Below are 23,164 nucleotides of genomic sequence, written 5' to 3'. Positions count from 1 at the left end.
ATGAAAATGATTGAAAATGATTGAAAATGCACGATTCCAGTCACTCTTGCATTTTTCTTGCGCGACGGCCGATGGCATGCGTCGCCTGCGGGAACGGGGAGTCAGGCGTGGTTCAAAAACGGCCTATATTGGGTAACACGGGCGAGCGGAATACTTCCACCGAAGCAATGGAATTTTAATGATTTGGGAATCGGGGGTGTTGGCGCCGACGCCAGAATGACCCTTGGTGCCGGAATCCGTGACCTTGGGAAGGCCTGAAGTAGTCAGCGATTTTTAATGCCCTCCTTGGTTGAGGTTCAGGTAGCTTTGGATTCGAGCCAAAGATCGAGATCATGCTCAAACCTTGCGGGCCTGCGCGTATCGCATTGGCCAGGATCACGGCAGCCCGTCATCCACGAGACCGCCGTGTATACCTTCTGTCAGGTCGCCTCGGGTAAAGGGTGCGCTTTCTCAGGCGGTTTGATTGAGCCGATGTAAACCGCAAAGATAGTCACCAGCGCGCCGCAAATCTGCAGCGTGGAGCTGACCTTGCCGAGAAAGGCGACATCAATGAAATACGTGATCACCGGCTCCAGTAACAGGATCAGACCGGCCAACCCCAGGCTGATGGCTCCGATCGAACGGTTGACCAGCAGCCAGCCGACAAACTGCACCAGTACCCCGTATATGATCAGCATCAGCAAGGTTTGCCCATCCACGATGGCCAAGCTTTCCCCAGTTGCCAGCGCGTATGCCAGCAGAACCAGTGCCGCCCAAAGACTCAAATTGAGCATCTGTGCGATCTTGTCACCCCCGCTGTCAGGCAACTGGGTGTTGATCTTCAGGAAGTACACGCAGATGGCATACGCCAGCCCCGACAGCACGCCATACACCACGCCCCTGATCCCTACCGCACTGGTCATCTCGGGTAGCAACAACAGATAGAGCCCAACAAATGCCAAGGTAATGGATACCAGGAAGTAGATCGAAGGTTTTTCCTTCAACAGGTACAACCCCAGTAGGGTCATGAAGAACACCTGACAGTTGGTCAGGATCGACCCGATACCCGGGCCAACGATATAGATGCTCTGGTGCCAAAGCACTAGGTCAATGGCCAAAAACACCCCAGCCAACGCGGTGTACAGCTGCGCCTTGGCGCTTTTGAGCAGCACCGGTGTTTTGCGCACCTTGAGCAGCAGGAAGAACAGGATCGAGGCGAACACCATCCGATAGAACCCTGCGCCACCTGCACCGATATGGGCGAAAGCGACGGCTAGAGCAGACAGACTGAGCATCAGTCCACCGATGGTCAATTCAATGATTGCCCGATTGTTATTAGTCGACATGAGAAGCCTCATTGATAAAGACCGGCATTAACTTTATGAACACTCGTAACTTATCCCCCCGGCAAAAAATATCTGGCTCGACAAAGCAGAAAGCCTCAAGGGTCTTTTCTGCCACGAGTCAAAAAATAACTAATTTTTAATTGGCTTTAATAGTTAGCAGCAATGCAGTTCTTTAAATTTCTTGCGCGGCCAATTTCAACCATTGTTGTACCGGCGCATAAGCCAGAATGTTTTCGACATAACCCTGCAGTTGCGTAGGGATGGCAATACCATAACGACGGAAGCGGAACACCACCGGAACAAACATCGCATCAACAATGCCGAAGTCACCACAGAGAAACTGTGTTGAACCGCTCACCTCACGGAGCTGGTTCCAGATAGCGAATACCCGCATGATTTCCTCTCGGGTCTCGGCGGTCAGGCTTTCTGGGATGTCACCGGTGTTCAGGCCAAACGACATCTGCGTGCGCAAGTGGGTGAAGCCGGAGTGCATCTCTGCCGCAGCAGCTCGTGCCAGGGCCTTGACCCGTGAATCCAGGGGCCAAAGGTTGGCGGCCGGATATGTGTCGGCAATGTATTCGCTGATGGCCAGGCTGTCGTTGATGACGACATCATCAAGCAGCAGCGCCGGTACCTTGCCGGAAGGCGAGTGCTCCAGAATGCGCTGGCGGGTGTCGCTTTGTTCCAGTTTGATCTGAAGGGTTTCAAACGCAACATCCGCTGTCACAAGAACCAGCCACGCACGAAATGACCACGAAGACTTATTAAAATCCCCAACAACCAATTTTGTAGACATCGCATCCCCTAGCTTGTGTCATGAAATAGGTGCTAAATTTAGCGACCTTTTTTTCATACGTATTGCACAAAACTGGACAACTCATGGACGAGAATCGCCGTGACAAAGCCCCTCAAAAAGACAAGGACTTTGTTCAATTCCGGCGTATACCCGAAGGCGACTGTGAGTTGTTATCTGCGCGTTACAGTACTCAATCTTTCGGCCGACATTCACATGACCGGTACGCTATCGGCGTTATAAGTAGCGGTGTTGAAAAACTTTTTTATCGCGGCAGCTACTACATGGGGATCGCTGGAAGTGTGGTCACCATTACCCCCGGGGAGATCCACGACGGCTTGCCAGGTCATGATGAGGGCTGGATGTATCGAATGCTCTATATCGACCCCGAATGGGTCAATCGGATGGTGTTTCAAGGGCGTTTTTCAGACGATCATATTCATCTTTTTCAAACAGCTCTGAGCCAGTCCCCCGACTTCGCCCGGACCTTTTTGCATCAACATCAAATCATTGAAAAATCCCCCTCCAGCCTTGAACGGGAAACTATTCTGCTGGATCTGGTGACGCAGCTCTTCGAGCGCAGCGGCGCGCCCATCGAACCGGTCAGTGCGACTGAGCAGCACGCCGTGCAAAGGATCAAGAGGAAGCTCGAAGACGAGTTCGACCAACATCTGTCTCTGGAAGAATTGGCGCAACTGGTCAACCTGGACCCGCTCTACCTGATTCGGGTGTTCAAAAAAAGCGTTGGCGTCTCCCCCCACAGCTATCAAATCCAGAAAAGGATCTCTCAGGTCCAAAAACTGCTGCGCACCGGGTCCAGTCTCACCGAAGCATCATTCGCTTGCGGCTTCTTCGATCAAAGCCACATGACCCGGGCCTTCAAAAAAGTAGTGGGCATCACACCCGGCAGTTTCCGCAAAAGCAGTACCTGAGCCTGTAAAGAAACACCCAAGAAAAAGCCGCGTCTCGACGCGGCTTTTTTGTGCCTGAAAATTGCCCCGTTGAAACTCAACATCGGGTACACCGGCCCCTCCCACAAGTATTGTGTTTCACCGCAGATCTGCGACAGCCGGAACTGTTGGCTGACACGCGGGTGTCCATCGGTGGCGTCCAGTCGAGCCGGAAACAGGCGTTGGAAGGGTCGAACTGTGGGGCCATGGCGAACTGCACATCCATCCCAAAATCGCCTCTCAGCAAGCGCTACATGTTCTTGACCCTGAGCCCTGATAGGTGGCCAAATGGTAATTAGTATTCCCCTGAACCCCCGGCAAAGGATTGCAACCATGGGTCGGCTCGAGCTACTAAGCAAATGGAATCGCATGATCGTGCGGTTGCAGATTGAACACGAAATCAATGCCCGGGATTTCGGGAAGTTCAGTTGGCAACTGGGCATTCCCTGCGTGGTGCTGTCAGCGGTAGTCAGCGCCAGCGTCTTTAGCTCAATCAATGAGTCCTCGCTCGTCTGGCTCCAATATGTCGCCGGATTCATATCAATCCTGACCTTGGTCTTGAGTTCGGTACAGACCTCCCTCAACTTCGACACCCCCGCCGCTGGGCACAAAGACACCGCCAAGAAGCCCGGTGCGATATCCCGTGAAACTCAGGACGAAATTGCCAGCTGCAAGGACGAGGCTGTCCTGGGGCAAATTGTTTCTGACATCCGCAAGCGCCTTGATTCGATTCTTCTTGATGCCCCGACGTTGCCTAAGTCAACGATGAGGAAACTGGGGCAAGCTTGAATCGAGGCGATTAATGTGCACCTGAACTGTATTGCCCCACCCATCACGTGCCATCGCGCACAGTTTTATCTAAAGGAGAAATACATGAAGAAATTAGCCGTGGCACTCCCGATTTGTATTTTATTTTTGTCAGGATGCAGTAATCCAATTAGGGATGGCATCAACAATCTTCGCACTTCGGTGAGAAACGGGTTTCAGGAAATGAAAGTCGAAGTAAGCCCGGCAGTATCTAGTGTGGCCACCCTGGATCAGGTGAAACTGGAAGCGAGTCTGGACGACAGGTTCGATCTGAATGGTTATGTGACGTACTCAAAATCATGCAAAATGTTTTTAACCATGGGTGTGCGGTTCTATAGTGCGGACGGTTCGTCCCTTGGAAATAGCACGGCCATGTCGAAAGCTTATCAGGCAGGAGACCGCTCAAAATTCAAAGCGTCATTCAAACAAATCGCAAAAGATAGAGACGAGTTGATCAGCAAAGTCGTCATTGACGATTTGAAGTGCATTTGATGCGATGAATTAACCAAGCATGGAAAAGCCCGCGTGTATTGATACAGGCGGGCTTTTCCTATTTACGAGAGCGCTCACGAGCGAAAAGGACATCCGGCATATCAAAAGCGGTTGCTGCAAACGCTGGTCGTACCGGCCTCCCTTCGTCATCCACCCCAGTGAAACCGGTGTGCCACTACCGTTATGGTCATACTCGGTACTTACTCCGATTGAAGAACATCGAAGACCCCGCCCCCACTACCGCGATTGCAAAGATCCCGACATCGATGCTGCCAATGTAGGGCGGCAGCACAAATATCACACCAAAGCCCAAACCGACCAGAGCAATACCCAGCCATTTCCTGAGTACGTAGCGCCTTACGCAAATGTACAGCAGCATCATCCCCACGCAGGCCAACGCATACTGACTGTAGAGATTCATGGGCCTATGTTCCTTGAGACTTGATGATCATGGAAGACACCGAGCGCTGCGGTCCGATGCCCGCCGCTGACTTGAGCGTCCAGACTGACGATGATATCGCCAGCGTGACAGGTCGGCAGCTTGTTCTTCACCAACTCTCGGCCAAAATAGCCTGCCGCAGGTCCCGGTCAGACTTTTTTGGTCCGTGGCAGGAAGATCGCCAAGACCCCAAGCAGCGGCAAGAACGAACACAGGAAGTACACGTACTCAATACCGTGAATATCCGCCAAATACCCAAGCAACGCCGCGCCAATCCCGCCGAAACCGAACATCAGACCGAAGAACACCCCGGCAATCATTCCGACATTCCCCGGCACCAGTTCTTGCGCATACACCACAATGGCCGAGAACGCCGAGGCAAGGATGAAACCAATCACCACGCTCAGGATACTGGTCCAGAACAGGTCGACATGAGGCAGGATCAGGGTGAACGGTGCGACGCCGAGGATTGAGAACCAGATCACCGCCTTGCGCCCGATCTTGTCGCCGATCGGCCCGCCGAAGAAGGTCCCCGCCGCTACCGCACCGAGAAACAGGAACAGATGCAGCTGCGAGCTGGCCACCGACAGGTCGAATTTCTCGATCAGGTAGAACGTGAAGTAACTGGTGAAACTGGCCATGTAGAAATACTTGGAGAACACCAGCAACCCGAGCACCACCAGTGCGCTGATCACCCGGCCTTTCGACAAGCCGTGAGTCGCTGCATGACCTTGTTTGAGCTTGAACAGATTCAAGTGGTTGGCATACCAGCGGCTGATCCGGTACAGCACGAACAACGCAAACAGCGCGAACAATCCGAACCAGGCCACATGGCCCTGCCCGTAGGGAATGATGATCGCCGCCGCCAGCAACGGCCCGAAGGCCGAGCCCGCATTACCGCCGACCTGAAATGTCGACTGCGCCAAGCCAAAGCGCCCACCCGAGGCCAGTCGCGCCACGCGAGAAGCTTCCGGGTGAAAGGTCGACGAGCCGATACCGATCAACCCCGCCGCCAGCAAAATCATCGCAAAGCTACCGACCACAGACATCATCAGAATGCCGACCAATGTGCAGACGGTACCGGCCGGCAATAGCCAGGGTTTGGGATGGCGATCAGTGTGGTAACCGACCCACGGTTGCAACAGCGAGGCCGTCAGTTGAAAGGTCAGGGTGATCAGGCCGACCTGAGTGAAGCTCAGGCCATAGTTGGCCTTGAGCATCGGATAGATCGACGGCAGCACCGCCTGAATCAGGTCGTTGATCAGATGCGCCAGTGCCACCGCGCCGATGATGCGCATGACCAGCGGACTGTTTTGTGAAGTAGTGGGCGCCGATGTCGAGGCGGACTGAGCGTTACTGATAGCCATGAGAGTTTCCGTACTGCAGATGGGTGCACACTGGCAGGTCGGTCAATGTGCCATTTTTCGGTGCAACAGCGCCATCCCCTTAGCCTGCTAACGACCTCAAAAAAGGTGATAGCCCAACGCCATGGTCTGAATCTTGCCTTGCTTATCTGCTTCAACGCGGCCCCTTATAAAGGGGACCGAGAATGGGAAGTTTCGCTACAGAGTCGGCCTACAGAGCGGACCAAGGTGAACTTTCGAGGCCTTTTAGAAGGACACAAGTCGCGGTCTCAATGACCTCGATGCACGCCAATGGTGCGTGGTGTCCAGAGGAGTCATGGGGCATGCAGGCTTTTTTATCACCGGGGATCGGGCTGCTGGGGCGTTTCGGCTTCGCGCGAAAATTTCAGTTGCTGTTTCTACTGTTTATCCTGCCACTCGCTGGCAGCCTGTGGATGATCGGGCAAGACTATCGTGACAAGTTGAGCCTGATCTCCGGCGAACGTGCCGGGGTTCGTCAATTGCTCGCCCTGGATGCGCTCGACAACCTGCTCGCCGCCCAGCGTGACCGCGCCGCGCGCTGGCGCGCCACCGAAACCAATCGCCAGCCGACACCCGCAACCATCGCGGCGATGGCAGCCTTCGACACGGTTCAGCCGGCTGTGGCCCAAGCCACCACGGACTTGGGCAATGCCCTGAAAACCGAAGGCGCCGAGGGCGAAACCCTTGCCCGCTATCAAACCCTGCAAACCGCCCTCACCGGCCTGGACTCGAAAAGCCTGAGCAGCGTCGGTTGGTGGCCGGACGGTTACGATCGCTTCACCAATGCCTTGAGCGCTCTGCAAGCCTTGCGCGAACAAATCGCGATGGATAATCGCCTGACCCTGGCACCATGGCTGGAAACCTGGCTGCTGACGCAGATTTCAACCCAGCATGCACCGGACCTGATCGAACGGGTCGGCCGCCTCGCCGCAGTCGGCCAGGCATCGGTGGTGTCCGGGCAGTTCACCCTGCAAAGCCGTCTGCAACTGCGGGACTTGCGCAGCCGCATCGGCGATGCCCGGGAGCAGCTGGTGAAAACCGCCAGCCTGCTGGAAGCACGCCTGCCCAGCGCCTTGCAAACCTGGGCCGGGCAATACCACGACAGCCTCAAACATCTGGATGCCGGTTTGAAGGTGCTGGACGACGGCGTCTTCGGCGGCAGCATCAACCTTAAACCGGAGGACTTCGAACGCAGCCTCGATGCCCTGCTCGGCAACCTCGCCTCGATGCGTCAGCAATCGTTGGTTTCGCTGGATCAACGGCTGGATTATTACCACGGCTCGGCCATCCGCCAGTTCATCGTGGTGGCGATAATTTTTGGCTGCCTGCTGCTGGCCGCGTTGTACCTGTTCATCTGTTTACAGGCCTCGATCCGTCGCAGCGCCAGCGGCATCACGCTGTTGGCCGAAGCATTGCGCGACGGCAACCTGAGCCTGCAAGTACCAGTGCAGGGCCGCGACGAACTGGCAGCGATCAGCACCGCGCTAAACGTCGCCGTGGTGCAACTGCGCAACAGTTTGCTGGGGGTCGATCACGAAACCCTGCAGCTGAGTAACGCAGTACGCACCCTCAACGATCACTCCAGCGGCGCCCTCGGCGAAGTCGAGGCCCAGCAGTTGCAGATCAGCCAGATCGCCGCAGCGGCCACGCAATTGGCCGCGACCTCCCAAGGGGTCGCCCAGAGTTGCGAACAGGCGTCTGGCAGCGCTCAGCACACCCAGCGCATCGCCGCCGACAGCAGCCGCGACAGCCAACGCACGACGGCGAGTATTCAGCAGCTCAATCAGCGTTTGAACGACACTGCAGCAGCATTGGGTCGGGTCAGCGAACAAGGCCAGCAGATTCAATTGGTGGTCGATACGATTCGCGGCGTCGCCGAGCAGACCAATCTGCTGGCCCTCAACGCCGCCATCGAGGCCGCACGGGCCGGCGAGCAAGGTCGCGGCTTTGCGGTGGTGGCCGATGAAGTACGCAGCCTGTCGCAACGCACCCAGTCCTCCACCGCGCAGATCGCCGGCACCGTCGACAGCCTGCGCAGCACCGTGAACGAAGCGGTAAGCCTGATGGAAGCCGCCTGCGGCCAGGCACAATCGGATGCGCAAGCCGTCACTGGTCTCGGTGAACGCCTGGGGGAAATCGCCAGCGCGGTGCAGAGCGTCACCGACACCCTGGCGCAAATTGCCACCGCTGTCGAAGAGCAAGCGAGTACCGCCGATGAAGTCAGCGGCAACATCCAGCAAGTCGATCAGGCTGCTTTACGCCTGCTTGAAGGCGCACGGGCAGTGAACCTGGCGGCAGACACCTTGAGCCTGGGCAGTAAGGCCTTGAGTGCGAATACCGGAAGATTTCAGCTCAGTTGACGCCCTCCCCTGGCCCGATTTTTCGGGCCAGCGGGATAAGCGGTTGAAAGTGTGGAGAAATATTTTAGATTTACGCTTGACGCATCTTCGTTACAGGTGAATAATGCGCGCCACTTGGCTACATAGCTCAGTTGGTTAGAGCATAGCATTCATAATGCTGGGGTCCGGGGTTCAAGTCCCTGTGTAGCCACCAAGTACTAAAAACGGCTTACCGAAAGGTAGGCCGTTTTTTTATGCCTCGAGAAAAGTGGCATTCGTTTCAGGACGGCAGACGTGATTTGCGTCCCTCCCCCTCAGGCCGATAAAGTCCCCGGACCTTTTATCCCACGGACGGAGTGCCCCGCGTGTTCTCAACCTTGCGCTTGAGCCGCCATTGCCTGTCAGCCCTTTCGCTGATCGCCACCGCTTTAACCCTCGCCGCGTGTAATGCCCCGCCCGCGTCACCTTCGGTCTCGACTCTGCCGGTCGCGCCGGAAATCGCCGCCGGTTATCGCACCGACCTGCAAACCCGGTACGCCTCCAAACACATGGCCGCAGCCGCCAATCCGCTGGCAGCTGAAGCCGGGCGGGAGATGTTGCGTGCGGGAGGCTCGGCGATTGACGCAGCCATTGCCATGCAAGCGGTGTTGACGCTGGTCGAACCGCAATCATCGGGTATCGGTGGCGGCGCGTTGATCGTGCTATGGGATGGCAAGGCTGTGCGCACTTACGACGGTCGCGAAACCGCTCCGGCCGGCGCCAACGAGAAACTGTTCCTGCAAGCCGACGGCACACCGATGCCGTTCACCCAGGCGCAGATCGGCGGGCGCTCAGTGGGCACGCCGGGCGTGTTGCGGGCACTGGAGCTGGCCCATCGCAAGCACGGTCGCCTGCCGTGGGTGAAGCTGTTCGAACCGGCCATCAAACTCGCGGAACAAGGCTTCGCCATCTCGCCACGACTGCATCAGTTGATCGCGACCGACGCGTTTATCCAGCACTCACCGGACATGGCCGCCTACTTTCTGACTGCCGATGGCCACCCGAAAGCCGTCGGTACGCAGCTGAAAAACCCGGCACTCGCCGCGGTGTTCAAACGCATCGCCAAGGAAGGCCCCGACGCGCTGTACACAGGGCCGATCGCAAAAGAAATCGTCGCCAAGGTTCAAGGCCATACCAACCCCGGCAGCCTGTCGCTGAACGATCTCCAAGACTACAAGGCCAAGGAACGCGCGCCGCTGTGCACCGACTACAAACGCTGGCAAGTTTGCGGCATGCCGCCGCCGTCATCGGGGGGGATCGCCGTGGCGCAGATCCTTGGCACCTTGCAGGCCCTGGAAACTCGCGACCCACGCTTTGCCCTGGCGCCACTCAAACCGGTCAAGACCAGCAAACCGGCGGGCATAGAGCCAGCCCCTGAAGCCGTGCACCTGATCGCCGAAGCCGAGCGCCTGGCTTACGCCGATCGCGCGCAGTACGTCGCTGACACCGACTTCGTACCCGTGCCAGTCAGAGGGTTGGTCGACCCGACTTATCTGGCGACCCGCGCAACCTTGATTGGCGAGCGCAGCATGGGCCAGGCCAAACCCGGCACCCCGCCGGGCATTCAGGTCGCCTACGCGCCGGACCGCTCGCCGTTGCGCATCTCCACCTCGCAGGTGGTGGCGGTCGATGACGAGGGCGCCGCCGTGTCCATGACCACCACCGTGGAAGCGGCATTTGGCTCACACTTGATGGTCCAGGGTTTTCTGCTCAACAACCAGATGACCGACTTCTCGTTCATCCCCGAAGAGCACGGGCAAAAGGTCGCCAACCGCGTCGAACCGGGTAAACGCCCGCGCTCGTCCATGGCGCCAACGCTGATCCTCGACCGCCAGAGCGGCGAGTTCGTGGCCACTGTCGGCTCGCCCGGCGGCTCGCAGATCATCGAGTACGTGGCCAAATCCACCATTGGCCTGCTCGACTGGAACCTGGACCCACAAGCCGCCATCAACCTGCCCAACTTCGGCAGCCGCAACGGCCCGACAGAACTGGAACTGGGGCAGTTCAGCCCGGCGCTGATTCAGGCACTGAAAGACAAAGGGCACAGTGTGAACGAGATCGACATGACCAGCGGGACTCAGGCGGTTGTTCGGGTCAAGGATGCGCAGGGGAAAGCGGCGTTGGCCGGCGGGGCCGATCCACGGCGAGAGGGGGAAGCGTTGGGGGATTGAATCGTACGCAGGAATGAGGAAAGGCTTACCGGGAAATTCAGGCCATCCCCGGAAAACATGAGGCCTGGTTTGAAGCAGGTAGCCCCTTTTTGAGGGCTACCCACGCCTGAATGGAGGACATCAAGTCGATAATTGGTTGGCAAACTGCCCGACCGCGTTCACCACTTTTTGCGCCCCGTCCTGGATTTCGACGATCACCGTCCCCGCTTCTGCCGCCAGCGCCAAACCCTGTTCCGCCTGGAGTTTACCGTCGGTCATCAGTGCCACGGCGTTGCGCGCCATGTCCTGGTTCTGGCGTACGACGCCGACAATTTCATCGGTCGCCTGGCTGGTGCGCGAGGCCAGTTGCCGGACTTCGTCAGCCACCACGGCAAAACCCCGCCCCTGTTCACCAGCGCGAGCCGCTTCGATGGCCGCGTTGAGCGCCAGCAGGTTGGTCTGTTCGGCGATGCCGCTGATGGTTTTGACGATGGTGCCGATCACCAGCGATTGCTCGTTCAGCGCTTCGATGCCTTCGCCGGCGGTTTGCATGTGTTTGGCCAAATCACGCATCACGTCCACGGCCTGGGTCACCACGGCCGTGCCGCGCTGTGCACTCTGGTCGGTTTGCTGAGAAGTGCCGTAGGCAATGTTGGCCGCTTCGGAGACAGCGCGTTCCTGATTCACCTGATCGGTAATCACCGTGGCAAATTTCACCACTTTGTAAAGCTTGTTGTTGGCGTCGACCACCGGGTTGTAGGAAGCCTCCAGCCAGACCACACGACCGTGGCTGTCGACGCGCTTGAAGCGGTCAGCCACAAACTCGCCGGCGTTCAGGCGGCGCCAGAAGTCCTGATACTCGGCGCTGTTGTATTCCTCTGGTGCGCAGAAGATGCGGTGATGTTTGCCCTGGATCTGCGCCAGGCTGTACCCCATGCCGTTGAGGAACCGCTCGTTGGCCATCAGCACGTTGCCATTGAGGTCGAACTCGATCACCGCCGTCGAGCGCACCAGTGCGCCAATCAGGTTCTCATGCTCACGGGACGCCTCGATGGTACGGGTCAGGTCGCTGGCAAAAATCGAAAATTGTTTGATCTGGCCGTCCGACGAGCGCACCGGCTGCATGATCGAACGCAGCCAGGCTTCAGCACCGTTACCGCGCAGCAAACGTACCGCACCGGCAAAGTGCTCGCCACGGTTCAGCGCGGCCTTGAAACGGTGGTGGAACTCGTCCGACCTCACATGGACCGGGACGATGTCTTCAATATTCCGGCCGATCAGGTCGTTGCTTTTGTAGAGCATCTCGCCGATGAAGTTTTGGTTGGCCGATTGAATTCGCCCATCGGGATCGAGGGTCAGGACCAGCATCTCACTTTCCAGACTCTCCTTGACTTGCAAAAGGCTGGAGAGTTCTTCGCGAAGAGCCGACAGCTCCTGCTTCAAGCGTTTGTTGAACATGGGAAAGCACCGATGGCAGAGATAGAAAGCGGTATACAGCCTAGCCATCGGCCTTAGGGATATTTTCTGAAGAGTGTTTCAGGGCTGTCCTACAAAAATAGTGGCAGTACGAACACCCTCATACCGCGCGAGCCACTGAACAGCGTCCAATTCGCGGCATCCGCGCGCCGAAATATGCCGCGCTGCCGATGCCCACCGCCCCCATCGCCGCGCAGAAGATCACGCAAATCCACGGACTCCACGGCATCAGACCGATCAGCAACAGCGGCGTGATACTGGCCCAGGCGGCGTAGGCAATATTGTAGGTGAAGGAAATCCCCGAAACGCGAATCCGCGCCGGAAACAGGCTGACCATCACCGACGGCACGGCGCCCACGACCCCGCAACCGAGGCCGGCCACCGCATAGGCCAGACCGACCCACTGACTTTCAATGATCAGGCTGGTGTAGAGCACGCCGATGCCCAGAGGCAGCAGCAGGCTATACAGCATCACCGTGCGCCAGCCGCCGACGCGGTCGACCAACAGCCCGGCGAGCACGCAGCCGATGTTCAGAAAGACGATGCCCAAGGCACTCAGGGCGAAGGTGTGGCTGGCGGTCATGCCGAAGGTTTTCTGCATCATGGTCGGGGTGATGACCACGAACACCACCACCGCCGAGGTCAACACGCAGGTGAGGATCATCGCCGGCACCATCGCCAGGCGGTGCTCACGCAGGACCGTACGCAGCGGCAGTTCGACAGCAGCCTCGCGCTGAGCCTGCATCGCCATGAACACCGGGGTTTCGCTGAGCCAGCGGCGCAGCCAGACACCGATGACGCCAAACACGCCGCCCAGCAGAAACGGGTAACGCCAGGCGTAATCGAGGACTTCCGTGGGGGTGAACGCCTGTGCCAGGAAAGTCGCCGTCAAGGCGCCGATCAGGTAGCCGAAGGTCAGCCCGGCCTGCAGAAAACCGAGGGCATAACCGCGATGCCCGACCGGCGCGTGTTCGGCGACGAACACCCAGGCGCTTGGCACCTCACCGCCCACCGCCGCGCCTTGCAGGACCCTCAGGGCCAACAGCAACAGCGGCGCGAAATAGCCGATCTGGGCGTAGGTCGGCATGATCCCGATCAGCAGACACGGCAACGCCATCATCAGGATGCTCAGGCTGAACACCTTCTTGCGCCCCAACCGGTCGGCGAAATGTGCCATCAGAATCCCGCCCAACGGGCGCGCCAGGTAGCCGGTGACGAAGATCCCGAAGCTTTGCAGCAGGCGCAGCCACTCGGGCATTTCCGGCGGGAAGAACAGTTGGCTGAGGGTCAGCGCGAAAAATACGAAAATGATGAAGTCGTAGATTTCCAGCGCACCGCCCAGGGCTGCAAGCGCCAGGGTCTTGTAGTCCGAGCGGGTGAAGGGCGCCGGGCGCGCATCAGTGTTGGCAGTCATGGAAAAGAACTCTGGCAGGCAAAAAACCAAGGCGCCCATGGTCTACGCAAATGCGCGTGTGGACAACCCGTTAGACCATAGTCCCAAACGCAAATCGCGTCCCACGACACCTACGCCCTGCTGATGGGGGGGTACTCGGCCATCCTCGGTTTCTTCATCCCGTCCGGCGGCGGCAAATGGATTATTGAAGCGCCGTACGTCATGCAAGTGGCCAATGACCTGAACTACCATCTGGGCTGGGCCGTGCAGATTTACAACGCCGCCGAAGCCCTGCCGAACCTGATCAACCCGTTCTACATGCTGCCGCTACTGGGCGTGCTCGGGTTGAAGGCCCGGGACCTGATCGGGTTTTCGTTCGTGCAATTGCTGGTGCATGCGCCACTGGTGCTGTTTCTGCTGTGGGCGCTGGGGACGACGCTTGCGTATATGACGCCGGTAATGCCTTAAACAGACCTTCAAATCACCACAAATCCAGTGTGGGAGCGGGCTTGCTCGCGAAAGCGGTCTTCCAGTCGATAGAGATGTCGCCTGATACTCCGCTTTCGCGAGCAAGCCCGCACATTACTGACGATCTTTTCACGTGGGTACTAGACCGCTCGACACAAGTAGTTTCAGTATGTACTCGCCCCGCCTCCGAGGGCTCACGCTGAAAAGGATCTGAGCATGTTCAAACTCGCAGGACTCACTCTCGCCGCACTCACCCTGAGTGCCGCCGCCCACGCCGATGTCGATCTGAATCTGGGCAGTACCGAACGCGTCACCCGGCTGTTCGCCTACCCCAACAACTGCAACGTCATCTGCTTTCGTAACTGGACACTGGAGCAGACCGTCGAGCATTACTTGACCCAAAGCGTACAACGCGATGGCTACAAAACCGCAAAAGTGGTGGTCAAAACCGACAACAAGCAGCTCTACGCCACTATCAGCGGTGTGCCCAAAGGCTACGACAAGCCACTGACCGCATTGCTCAATGCAGGGGATCTGGCTTACAACGGCGCCAGCAAACTGAGTGCCGATGGTAAATGGACTTATAACTGGTACCTGTTCCTGCCGCTGGGTATGGCGCTGGAAAACCGCAAAAGCGTCGAACTGCTGCACTTCCCGCCAGATTACTCACTGACCCAGGCCCAGGACTATCTGGAGTCCAAGACCACCGATCGCTGGGCCGCGCTGCTGACCGCCAACAACATTCCCGCCGACCAGACGCCGGCCTATCAGACCATCATCGACATCGCGCCGATTGCCGCGCCGTCCACCGCCGGCAAGGATCTGGAAGGCGTCTACAACTATTTCACGGACTACCAGACCACCATGGTCAAGGAAGTCAGCCAGAATGCCAAAGGCGCTGCATTGCCAATGGTCGCCTTTGGTTCACCGGTGCGTAACTGGATCAAGCAACAATACGGGCAGACCGTGGACGTGCTGGGCCTGGCAACCATCATCCCGAGCAAGGGCGTGGCGGTACCCGTACTGGGTTCCAACCACCCGAGCTACATCTGGTACGCCGCCGACCCCGAAGCCTATAGCGGCGACGATGCGCAGGCCAAGGCCGACGCCGCGGGGCTGAAAGTCATGGGGCAGGATTTGAGCGCCGCGTGCTGGCAGGCCGGGATGGGCAGCAAACCCGGCAGCAACCCAGCCGATCAGCTGAAGCGCTGTACTCAAACCTGGCAAGTGACCCAGAAAGAAAAAACCTGCGAGCTGTTCTACATCTCGATCCGCAACCTGACGCCTGAACAAGCGGTGGCCAAGTGCGCAACAGCGCCGGTCAAATCTGAGCTGAAACAACTGCAGGCCCCGTCCCTTGTAACCTCCACCGATGCCCCGCACCTGTAAAACGATGAAAGCCTTTCCCGCATGAGCCACGGCTCATGCGGGATTGCTGCCCTGTGCGACTTACCACGTATCAGCCGTATTTGCCGGACGCATCGGCGGCGCCTCTGCTGAACAGAAGCCCGAGCGGCTTTACAACGCCTCGACCGGACGCAAACGGTACTGCGGCGGCAACTGTTCGAAACCGCTGATGGTGGCGTTCAGGCTTTTCCAGCGACCGTCCTTGATGCCGTAGATGCAACCGTGGATCGACAGGCTCTGCCCACGGTGCCAGGCGTTTTGCACAATGCTGGTGTGACCGACGTTGGCGACCTGCTGAATCACGTTGAGTTCGCAGAGGCGGTCGACCCGTTCTTCTTCAGTGGCCAACTTGGCCAGTTCGTCGCGTTTTTCATAATAGAGATCGCGAATCGAGCGCAGCCAACCGTCGATCAAGCCCAACTGACGATCCTGCATCGATGCACGTACACCACCGCAACCGTAGTGGCCGGTGACGAGGATGTGTTTGACCTTGAGTACATCGACTGCGTACTGAATGACCGACAGGCAGTTGAGGTCAGTGTGCAACACCACGTTGGCCACGTTGCGGTGGACAAACAGGTCGCCCGGCAGCATGCCAACAATCTCGTTGGCCGGCACGCGAGCGTCGGAGCAGCCGATCCACAGGAATTCCGGTGTTTGCTGACGGGCCAGTTTGGCGAAAAAGTCAGGATCTTCTTTGGTGATCGCGTCAGCCCAGCGTTCGTTGTTATCAATCAGATCTTGTAATTCGTTCATGCAATGAAGCCTCGAGAATGATGCGCTTCTTTGACAGACAACCGTCTGTCGGGGTCACGCGCGCGATGTAGATACCCCCTGATGCATTTGCCCGGCGCTCCATACCGGTGGAATTCTCAGCAGCCCAGTGGGTCAACTGTAGTAAGGCCTACAGTATGAGGAATTACCATGACTGATTCACGACGTCCGGTCGATCCGGTGCAACCCAAGGCCATCGACGACGACGAGGACCGCTCGGTGCGTGAGCTGGATTTCGACGAAGAAGAACCTGGCGCCAGAATCGGCGACCTGATCCCCGAACCCGAGCGTGCACAGAAGATGCCCGACAAGCGCATCCGTGAAGCTGGCATGACCGGGGACAATGAATCCACCGACGATGACATGAGCCCGGAAACCCTCATTCGTGAAGACGGCGCACGGGATGCCCACGAAGAAGGTGAAGGCGGCCAGGCGGATTGGGATTTGAGCATTGTCGATGAGGACGACATCGGCGGGGGCAATGGGCTGGATGAAGCAGAGTTGGCGCGGCGCGATCCGTTAGACAGCAAGCGCTGATCTACAGGTCTGACCGGATGCCAAGGAGCTGCCGAAGGCTGCGATCTTTTGATCTTTGCGATGGCGCGCCTATGGAAGATCAAAAGATCGCAGCCTTCGGCAGCTCCTACTGGGGATCAATCAACCAAAGTGCAGGCCATGACCACCGCATCTTCCCGTCCACCCACCGCCGGGTAGTAATCCCGTCGACGCCCGACCTCATTGAACCCATACCGCTCATACAACCGAAACGCCGCCCGGTTGCTGTCGCGCACTTCCAAAAAGCATTCACGCGCCTGCGCCTTGTAGGCAATCGACATCAAATGCTCCAGCAGCGTCAAACCCAGGCCACGGCCCTGGTTTTCCGGTTTGACGGTGATGTTCAGCAGATGCGCCTCGTCAAGAATGATCTGCACCACACCGTGGCCGACCTGCTGCTGCCCTTCGAACATCAGCCAGATCTGGTACTTGCCCAGGCCATCGAGAAAAATCCCGCGGGTCCAGGGATGGCTGTAGGCCGCATATTCGATTTTCAGTACAGCGTCCAGGTCCGCCTCGGTCATCGGGCGAAACGATACAGCGTCACTCATTCGATTCTTTCCAACGCGCCATCAGCCGACGCATGGCTTGCCAGACATCAGCCTTACGCTGTGGCTCTTCCATTAATAATTCCAGACCCGGCAAGGCCCAGACCGAGCCCAGGCCTTCGACCTGGAGTTCACGGTTGAAGGATTCGGCGTTCGCCTCACCGGCAAAACGCACCGCCGGCAGGCCGATCAGCCACAGGCAGACGCACGGAGCGTCTTCCAGTCGGGCCGACAAAAAGCCCTGTACGAAATCCCGAGCCGCTTCCGGCCCTTGATCCATGGTCCCGCGCGTCAGCAGCGGCCAGCGCACCGGCTCGCCGACGATCTGCGGGCTGTCCGGCAGACCGGCGGCGCGCAGCATGTCCTTGAGCAACAGATAGGCCGGATCGCGGGTCTGGAAGGTTTCGCCTGTGGGTAACTCCACCAGTAACAGGCAACGACCGGCGCGCAGCAATTGCAGGGCGAAACGCGGTGGCGGAACCTGAGGAGCCTTGGCGATAACCGGCGCTTCTTCGGCTTCCTCCACCACTTTGGCCCCGGTGCGCGTGCTCGACAATGATGGACGCGGCACCTCGATTTTCACCCGCTCGGCCGGTTTGACCGCAGGTTCCACCGACGCATCAGCCACGGGAGCCGGCGCAACCGGGGCGATGACCAACGGTTCAGGCATCTCCAGGAGCTCGGGCCGCGACGGCGCAGCAAAGGGCAATTCGGTGCGCGGCAGCCAGTTGACCACCTGCATGGCGGCCAAATAAGCGCGGCGACGGGACTCGATAAGCAAAGGTCGGCCACTTGTGGATAACTAAAGTGCGGTGATTCTACCGCCCTTCGCTCAAGATCGCCCGCGCTTGATCGATAGAAAACCAACAGTCCGTCCCGAGAGTGAATCGACACGGCTGCGATGCAGTACAATCGCGGCTTTTAATCGCCAACCAGCCGGCCATTCCGATGATCGAACCCAAGCGCGTCTTGCGCGCCCTCGCTGAACACTGGGCACTTCTGGAGCCACTGTGCGAGCACTTCGACCAAGGCACCCTGAGCCTCAACGAACTGCGTTCACAGTTGGCCGCCCAGCAACTGGACAGTACACCGCAGGACATCACCAGCCTGCTGGACGTGTGGATCCGCCTCGACATTCTGGTTCCCGTGGCGAAAAGCCCGAACCGTTTCGAGCTCAACGCGCAGATTCACGACTTCCTCGCTTACCTGCGTCGCGAACACCGTCTGGGCTTGTGCCTGGAAATCGAAGCCTACCTGCGCCACCTCGAGCGCCTGGCCGGTTACATCCAGGACGCCTTTGACATTCGCGACGGCAACGACCTGGCACGTCAGCTGCGCCTGCTCGACATGCGCGTGCGCGACGTGCTGAAGAAACTCGCCAACGACGAACAGGCCCTGGTGGCCGTCGCCGAGCGGGCCAAGACCAGCGACCGGCAGATTCCGCTGCGTCAGCGCTACGCTGAAGTGCTCGCGACCTGGGACGAATACGTCGAACCGATGATCCAGTTGGTGAACGCCGACGGCGCCTTCGAACAAGGCGTGCGCAAGGTCGAAAACGTCCTGCTGAAGATGCTCACCGAACAGCAGCGTCTCGGCCACTTGGTCGACGACGACATGCTGCTGCGCACCCACGCACGAATCCTCGAGATGCAGACCAGCGCCCAGCTGACCTTGCGTCATGCCCGTGAACTGCTGCTGCCGCTGCGCGAAGAAGCGCGTCGGCACAACGCTGTGACCCGTGGCGCGGCGCTCGCGCTGTCGGCCATTCGTCGAAAAGGCATCGATGCGGTGCCGCAAGCCGCAATGCCGCTGTTCACTCGTCCGCAAAGCACCTTCCTCGGCAGCGCCAGTCAGGTCGAAGCCTATGTGTACGCTCTGGCCCGTTTCGAGCCAAAACCGGCGCGTTTTCCCAAGGCTCACAAGACCCAGAAAGGCGAAGCCCCGCGCGCACCACGCACGGTTCGGGAAATGCTCGAGCGCTGCGAAGACGCCCTGCCGATGCCAGACCTGATGACCTGGCTGCTGGAGCAGGAGCCGGACGGCGCCACCGACGAATTGCTGTACTGGTTCTCGCGCCTGTCGCGGGAAAAACGCTTCAAGCGCGAGCGTCTGGAACGCCGCGATTACCACACTCATGAGCACCAGGTCAGCCTGCGCTCCTTCGCCCTGCTCTCGGCCCGCGACACCGCCGAGGATTCTGCGAGCACCCCACATGCATCTTGATCTAAACGAACTGTCCCAGCTGGCGCCGATCTTTCGCGAGCTGTTCAAGGGCTACCACGTCAGCCGCCGCGATCCGGAGCTGTACGCGCAACTGTCTAACTTCCAGGACCAGTACCGCACGCTGTTCAAGGCGTTGGGCTTTGAGCTGGTCTGCGACACACGTGGTTTCTACTACTTCGTGCCGGACCTCGCTGCTGCGGCAGTGAACAAGACCGCGCAACGTCTGGCGCTGTTCACCTTCATTCTCGTCGAGCATCTGGCCGATCAGGGCCGCGACCCGGTCGCCGTGCTGGATGGGGGCAGCCTCGGCCGCGATGAATTGCCATCGCTGCTGGAGAAATACCGCGACCTGTTTATCCAGGCCGAAGTGCAGACCGTCGAAGAACTCGAAGAAAAAATCATGCGCCGCATGACCCAGCTCGGATTCGCCAGCGAAGAGACCGGCATCTACCGTTTCCTGCCGCCGATGCACCGTTTCCTCGACGTGTGCCTGTCGGTTCAGCAGGACCGCGATCTGGCGGCCAGCCTGCACAGCGTGTTGCCTCTGCCGGTTCCAGTGTTGATCGACGACGATAGCGACGAAAAATTACTGCAAACCGATGATCCGCTCGACTTGAGTGACTTCGAGGAAGAAAGCGAAGAAGACGCCATGGCCCGCGCCATTGCCGAAGAACAGGAGACCGACGCATGAGCAAGGAACGCTACGGCATTCGCCGCTTTGCCCTTTTGAACACCGCCGGTTACAGCCTCGGCCTGTTCCCGCTGGAAGAGCCGCTGTCGGTTTACGGCGCGAACAACCTCGGTAAATCCGCCTCGATCAACGCCTTGCAGTTCCCGATTCTGGCGCGCATGTCGGACATGAGTTTCGGCAAGTACAGCCTGGAGCAATCCCGGCGTTTCTACTTCGCCTCGGACACCAGTTACATCCTGGTCGAAGTTTCCCTGCCCCACGGCCCGCACGTGATCGGCGTGGTCGGCCGCGGCCCGGGCGGCGGTTTCGGTCACCAGTTCTTTGCCTACGCCGGCAAGCTCGACCTGGCCCATTACCAGAAAAATGACACCTGCCTGCGTCAGAAAGAATTGTTCACCAACCTTGAGCGCGAAGGCCTGAAAGCCTACGAACTCAAGCCGGATGAACTGCGTCGTTTGCTGGTGGGCGGCCACACCTCGATTCCGCTGGACCTGACGCTGATCCCGCTGCGCTCCACCAGCGAGCAGAGCCTGAAGACCTTCCGCGCCCTGTTCATCAACTTGCTGCACATGCGCGAAATCACCGCGGCCAAGCTCAAGCAGCTGTTTCTCGATGCCTTCGAACACAGCCTGCGTTCCGGCAGTGTCGATTACATCGCCGCGTGCGAAGAAGCCTTCCGCGATGTTCGCCGCATGGAGCAGGATTACAACTCGCTGGTCACCGCTGGCCCACTGGTTGAAGCACTGGCCGCTGGCGTGGCCCAGCGCAATATCCTGCGCGGCAAACTGCACCGGATCTCGCCGCTTCTCGACTCCTTGCTTGGCACCTGGTCGGATTACGCCAGTGCGCGCAAGGAAGAACTGACGATTCAGGCCGAGCACTACCGCAACGAGCAGGACGCCCTGCAAAACGATCAACGCGGCGGTACTCAAGAGCTGATGCGTCTGGAGCGGGAAATCACCGGCATCCAGCGCTGGCTCGGCGAGTTGTCGGTGCTCAAGCATCGCTTCGCCCTGGTCGATGACGTCAAAGTCCTCGAGCAGCAACTGCTCGCGGCCAAGGACGCGCACGACGAACTGGCCGGTGCGCTGGCTCAGTCCCGCCAGTTCAGTGCCGAAGACCTCGAAGAGCGCCTGCGCGATCTGGAAAAACGCCTGAAGTCGGTCAAGCAGCAACTCGATCACGCTGACAACAACAGCTACGCCCGACTGCGCGAAGAATTCTCGCAGCAGGACGTCGAGCGCTTGATGCGCCTGTTCAACAGCGCGCTGTTCAGCCTGCCGCTAGGCGAGCATGGCATCACGCTGGACGAGGACGGCCAGTGGGTCAAATCCATGGAGCTGATCCTCGATGGCTTCAAAGGCGAGCGCTTCGAAGTGCCGGGCCTGTCCATCGACATCTCGCACATTGAGCCTCCAGCGCTGCAAGCCCTGGCTGACCGCGCGGCGCTACGCGATCAGAAAGAGCGTCTGGACAAAGAACTCAAGCAACTGAAGACCCAACAAGCCGTAGCCGCCGACCGCGCCGCGAGCAAGACCCAGACTGAAGCGCTTTACCAGCAAGTGCTGGATGCGCAGAAAGCCCTGGAAGACTTCCGTCGCACGCAAACCTTGAGCGCCGAAGAAGGCGACAAGCTTGAGCAATTGGCGCAAATGGAAGCGGCTCAGGATGAATTGAAACGCTCCAGCGACGCCTTCACCGAGCGCGTCCAGCAACTGTCGGCCAAGCTGCAACTGGTCGGCCGCCAGATCGGCGACATGGAAGCCAAGCAACGCACCCTCGACGACGCCCTGCGCCGCCGTCAGCTGTTGCCGGCCGACCTGCCCTTCGGCACGCCGTTCATGGACCCGGTCGATGACTCCATGGACAACCTGCTGCCGTTGCTCAATGACTATCAGGACAGCTGGCAAGGTTTGCTGCGCAGCGACGGGCAAATCGAAGCGCTCTACGCGCAGGTTCGCCTCAAGGGTGTGGCCAAGTTCGACAGCGAAGACGATATGGAACGTCGCCTGCAACTGCTGATCAACGCGTATGCACACCGCACCGACGAAGCCCTGACCCTCGGCAAGGCGCGCCGTGCGGCCGTGACCGACATCGCCCGGACCCTGCGCAACATCCGCAGCGACTACGACAGCCTCGAGCATCAACTGGCGCTGTTCAACCGTGAGATCAACAAGCGTCAGGTTTCCAACCTGCAGAGCTTCCGTATCGTGCTCGCGCCGAACAAGGAAGCGCTCAAGCACATTGACCAGATCATCCACAGCGCCGGCCAATACGAAGAAGGCGAAACCCTCTCCGTCTTCGACCTGAGTCAAAGCGCCGATCAGGACAACAAAAACGAAGAAGCCAAGGAATATCTGGCGCGGCTGGTGGCGGCCAACCACAACCAGCTCGGACTCAAGGACTTGTTCGAGCTGGCGTTCGAGATCACCAAGGTCAACGGATCGCCGGTGATCCACACCGACATCGACGGCGCGGCGTCCAACGGCACCACCATGACCATCAAGGCGCTGACCAACATGTACTTGTTGCTGCACTTGATGGACCGCGACCAGGCCGGTCGCGTGCGCCTGCCGTACTACCTCGACGAGGCGGCGGACATCGACGAGAAGAACCAGGCAGCGCTGCTGGAAACCAGCCTGCAACTGGGCTTCGTGCCGATCCTGGCGAGTGTGAAACCGCAAGTCTGCGCCAGTGTCGCCATCGACCTGGAAGGTGGCAGCGGCCCGAATGGCATCTACATCGACGAGGCGGACTGGAAGTACATCCGTCGTCACGATGAAGTGAAGGCTACCGTTGTTGTACAAGCTGATGAGCCAGAGCTGGATGCGGTCTGACGCTTAAACCGAAGCCCAAAAAAGGCCGCGATCCAAATGGATCGCGGCCTTTTTTATGCAATGACTAAAGACT

18 protein-coding genes, 1 tRNA gene and 3 pseudogenes are annotated in these 23,164 nt (G+C 58.9%); 12 read left to right on the top strand and 10 right to left on the bottom strand.

Features of this window, described 5'->3' with window-relative positions; genetic code table 11:
- Positions 1–419: 419 nt before the first annotated feature.
- Together LOY38_RS05105 and LOY38_RS05100 are read right to left on the bottom strand one after the other, a co-directional pair.
- Positions 420–1,325, bottom strand: a complete 906-nt coding sequence (locus LOY38_RS05105; RefSeq protein ID WP_258699089.1) for a DMT family transporter — start codon at positions 1,323–1,325, stop codon at positions 420–422.
- A 172-nt stretch (positions 1,326–1,497) separates the two neighbouring features.
- On the bottom strand, positions 1,498–2,121 hold the full coding sequence (locus LOY38_RS05100; RefSeq protein ID WP_258699088.1) for a glutathione S-transferase family protein: 624 nt from the start codon (positions 2,119–2,121) through the stop codon (positions 1,498–1,500).
- An 83-nt stretch (positions 2,122–2,204) separates the two neighbouring features.
- Here LOY38_RS05100 and LOY38_RS05095 point away from each other — a divergent pair, with 83 nt between their 5' ends.
- The 3 genes from LOY38_RS05095 (at position 2,205) to LOY38_RS05085 (ending at position 4,367) form a co-directional block, all read left to right on the top strand.
- Positions 2,205–3,050 carry an AraC family transcriptional regulator gene (locus LOY38_RS05095; protein ID WP_258699087.1) on the top strand — a complete coding sequence of 282 codons (846 nt, stop codon included), beginning with the start codon at positions 2,205–2,207 and terminating at the stop codon, positions 3,048–3,050.
- 351 nt (positions 3,051–3,401) lie between these two features.
- On the top strand, positions 3,402–3,857 hold the full coding sequence (locus LOY38_RS05090; RefSeq protein WP_258699086.1) for an SLATT domain-containing protein: 456 nt from the start codon (positions 3,402–3,404) through the stop codon (positions 3,855–3,857).
- Between the two features lie 84 nt (positions 3,858–3,941).
- Complete coding sequence (locus LOY38_RS05085; protein ID WP_258699085.1) at positions 3,942–4,367, top strand: hypothetical protein; 426 nt, start codon at positions 3,942–3,944, stop codon at positions 4,365–4,367.
- A 187-nt stretch (positions 4,368–4,554) separates the two neighbouring features.
- On the opposite strand, the gene LOY38_RS05080 is transcribed toward LOY38_RS05085, so the two are convergent.
- Positions 4,555–4,788 (bottom strand): hypothetical protein, encoded by a 234-nt coding sequence (locus LOY38_RS05080; RefSeq protein ID WP_258699084.1) that lies wholly within the window; start codon positions 4,786–4,788, stop codon positions 4,555–4,557.
- Between the two features lie 167 nt (positions 4,789–4,955).
- Positions 4,956–6,173, bottom strand: coding sequence for an MFS transporter (locus tag LOY38_RS05075; RefSeq protein ID WP_258699083.1), 1,218 nt, complete (start codon positions 6,171–6,173; stop codon positions 4,956–4,958).
- A 320-nt stretch (positions 6,174–6,493) separates the two neighbouring features.
- Between LOY38_RS05075 and LOY38_RS05070 the strand changes: the two genes are divergently transcribed.
- From LOY38_RS05070 to ggt, 3 genes are all read left to right on the top strand, one after another.
- Positions 6,494–8,551, top strand: a complete 2,058-nt coding sequence (locus tag LOY38_RS05070; RefSeq protein ID WP_258699082.1) for a methyl-accepting chemotaxis protein — start codon at positions 6,494–6,496, stop codon at positions 8,549–8,551.
- Between the two features lie 116 nt (positions 8,552–8,667).
- A tRNA-Met gene (locus LOY38_RS05065) sits at positions 8,668–8,744 on the top strand.
- Positions 8,745–8,895: 151 nt separating this feature from the next.
- Positions 8,896–10,740, top strand: coding sequence for a gamma-glutamyltransferase (gene ggt, locus LOY38_RS05060; protein ID WP_258699081.1), 1,845 nt, complete (start codon positions 8,896–8,898; stop codon positions 10,738–10,740).
- 120 nt (positions 10,741–10,860) lie between these two features.
- Here the strand turns inward: ggt and LOY38_RS30255 are convergent.
- The 3 genes and pseudogenes from LOY38_RS30255 to LOY38_RS05050 form a co-directional block, all read right to left on the bottom strand.
- Positions 10,861–11,295 (bottom strand): annotated as a pseudogene (locus LOY38_RS30255) (methyl-accepting chemotaxis protein); the annotation flags it as partial.
- 105 nt (positions 11,296–11,400) lie between these two features.
- Positions 11,401–12,087 (bottom strand): annotated as a pseudogene (locus LOY38_RS30250) (PAS domain-containing protein); the annotation flags it as partial.
- Positions 12,088–12,295: 208 nt separating this feature from the next.
- Complete coding sequence (locus LOY38_RS05050) at positions 12,296–13,609, bottom strand: MFS transporter (RefSeq protein ID WP_258699079.1); 1,314 nt, start codon at positions 13,607–13,609, stop codon at positions 12,296–12,298.
- Between the two features lie 90 nt (positions 13,610–13,699).
- On the opposite strand from LOY38_RS05050, the pseudogene LOY38_RS05045 reads away from it, so the two are divergent.
- Positions 13,700–14,056: pseudogene (locus tag LOY38_RS05045) on the top strand (TIGR00366 family protein); the annotation flags it as partial.
- Positions 14,057–14,272: 216 nt separating this feature from the next.
- A complete protein-coding gene (locus tag LOY38_RS05040; RefSeq protein WP_258699078.1) occupies positions 14,273–15,445 on the top strand; it encodes a hypothetical protein in 1,173 nt (390 codons plus the stop codon).
- Positions 15,446–15,574: 129 nt separating this feature from the next.
- On the opposite strand, the gene can is transcribed toward LOY38_RS05040, so the two are convergent.
- The gene (gene can, locus LOY38_RS05035) at positions 15,575–16,219 is read right to left on the bottom strand and encodes a carbonate dehydratase (RefSeq protein ID WP_258699077.1); all 645 of its coding nucleotides are present in this window, start codon (positions 16,217–16,219) and stop codon (positions 15,575–15,577) included.
- 168 nt (positions 16,220–16,387) lie between these two features.
- Between can and LOY38_RS05030 the strand changes: the two genes are divergently transcribed.
- Positions 16,388–16,774, top strand: a complete 387-nt coding sequence (locus LOY38_RS05030) for a serine kinase/phosphatase (protein ID WP_258699076.1) — start codon at positions 16,388–16,390, stop codon at positions 16,772–16,774.
- Between the two features lie 116 nt (positions 16,775–16,890).
- On the opposite strand, the gene rimI is transcribed toward LOY38_RS05030, so the two are convergent.
- Both rimI and LOY38_RS05020 read right to left on the bottom strand, forming a co-directional pair.
- Positions 16,891–17,343: a ribosomal protein S18-alanine N-acetyltransferase gene (gene rimI / locus LOY38_RS05025; protein ID WP_258699075.1), complete on the bottom strand. Its 453-nt coding sequence runs from the start codon at positions 17,341–17,343 to the stop codon at positions 16,891–16,893.
- Positions 17,336–18,082, bottom strand: a complete 747-nt coding sequence (locus LOY38_RS05020; protein WP_258700657.1) for an energy transducer TonB — start codon at positions 18,080–18,082, stop codon at positions 17,336–17,338. The genes rimI and LOY38_RS05020 overlap by 8 nt, the downstream gene beginning before the upstream one ends.
- Before the next feature lie 206 nt (positions 18,083–18,288).
- Here LOY38_RS05020 and mksB point away from each other — a divergent pair, with 206 nt between their 5' ends.
- The 3 genes from mksB to mksF are packed head-to-tail and all read left to right on the top strand — an operon-like array spanning position 18,289 to position 23,091.
- Positions 18,289–19,563, top strand: coding sequence for an Mks condensin complex protein MksB (gene mksB, locus LOY38_RS05015; protein ID WP_258699074.1), 1,275 nt, complete (start codon positions 18,289–18,291; stop codon positions 19,561–19,563).
- Positions 19,553–20,254: an Mks condensin complex protein MksE gene (mksE, locus tag LOY38_RS05010; RefSeq protein WP_258699073.1), complete on the top strand. Its 702-nt coding sequence runs from the start codon at positions 19,553–19,555 to the stop codon at positions 20,252–20,254. The genes mksB and mksE overlap by 11 nt, the downstream gene beginning before the upstream one ends.
- Positions 20,251–23,091 carry an Mks condensin complex protein MksF gene (mksF, locus tag LOY38_RS05005; protein ID WP_258699072.1) on the top strand — a complete coding sequence of 947 codons (2,841 nt, stop codon included), beginning with the start codon at positions 20,251–20,253 and terminating at the stop codon, positions 23,089–23,091. The genes mksE and mksF overlap by 4 nt, the downstream gene beginning before the upstream one ends.
- The last annotated feature ends 73 nt before the right edge of the window (positions 23,092–23,164 follow it).

This window comes from Pseudomonas sp. B21-015 (assembly GCF_024749285.1).
GTDB lineage: Bacteria > Pseudomonadota > Gammaproteobacteria > Pseudomonadales > Pseudomonadaceae > Aquipseudomonas.
Note: the sequence above shows the minus strand (reverse complement) of the source record. Positions and strands in the feature narration are given on the sequence as shown.

Excerpts from the sequence above, each read along its gene's own strand:
- LOY38_RS05105 (WP_258699089.1), bottom strand. The coding sequence starts at position 1,325 with ATGTCGACTAATAACAATCGGGCAATCATTGAATTGACCATCGGTGGA.
- LOY38_RS05100 (WP_258699088.1), bottom strand. The coding sequence starts at position 2,121 with ATGTCTACAAAATTGGTTGTTGGGGATTTTAATAAGTCTTCGTGGTCA.
- LOY38_RS05095 (WP_258699087.1), top strand. The coding sequence starts at position 2,205 with ATGGACGAGAATCGCCGTGACAAAGCCCCTCAAAAAGACAAGGACTTT.
- LOY38_RS05090 (WP_258699086.1), top strand. The coding sequence starts at position 3,402 with ATGGGTCGGCTCGAGCTACTAAGCAAATGGAATCGCATGATCGTGCGG.
- LOY38_RS05085 (WP_258699085.1), top strand. The coding sequence starts at position 3,942 with ATGAAGAAATTAGCCGTGGCACTCCCGATTTGTATTTTATTTTTGTCA.
- LOY38_RS05080 (WP_258699084.1), bottom strand. The coding sequence starts at position 4,788 with ATGAATCTCTACAGTCAGTATGCGTTGGCCTGCGTGGGGATGATGCTG.
- LOY38_RS05075 (WP_258699083.1), bottom strand. The coding sequence starts at position 6,173 with ATGGCTATCAGTAACGCTCAGTCCGCCTCGACATCGGCGCCCACTACT.
- LOY38_RS05070 (WP_258699082.1), top strand. The coding sequence starts at position 6,494 with ATGCAGGCTTTTTTATCACCGGGGATCGGGCTGCTGGGGCGTTTCGGC.
- LOY38_RS05050 (WP_258699079.1), bottom strand. The coding sequence starts at position 13,609 with ATGACTGCCAACACTGATGCGCGCCCGGCGCCCTTCACCCGCTCGGAC.
- LOY38_RS05040 (WP_258699078.1), top strand. The coding sequence starts at position 14,273 with ATGTTCAAACTCGCAGGACTCACTCTCGCCGCACTCACCCTGAGTGCC.
- can (WP_258699077.1), bottom strand. The coding sequence starts at position 16,219 with ATGAACGAATTACAAGATCTGATTGATAACAACGAACGCTGGGCTGAC.
- LOY38_RS05030 (WP_258699076.1), top strand. The coding sequence starts at position 16,388 with ATGACTGATTCACGACGTCCGGTCGATCCGGTGCAACCCAAGGCCATC.
- rimI (WP_258699075.1), bottom strand. The coding sequence starts at position 17,343 with ATGAGTGACGCTGTATCGTTTCGCCCGATGACCGAGGCGGACCTGGAC.
- LOY38_RS05020 (WP_258700657.1), bottom strand. The coding sequence starts at position 18,082 with ATGCAGGTGGTCAACTGGCTGCCGCGCACCGAATTGCCCTTTGCTGCG.
- mksB (WP_258699074.1), top strand. The coding sequence starts at position 18,289 with ATGATCGAACCCAAGCGCGTCTTGCGCGCCCTCGCTGAACACTGGGCA.
- mksE (WP_258699073.1), top strand. The coding sequence starts at position 19,553 with ATGCATCTTGATCTAAACGAACTGTCCCAGCTGGCGCCGATCTTTCGC.
- mksF (WP_258699072.1), top strand. The coding sequence starts at position 20,251 with ATGAGCAAGGAACGCTACGGCATTCGCCGCTTTGCCCTTTTGAACACC.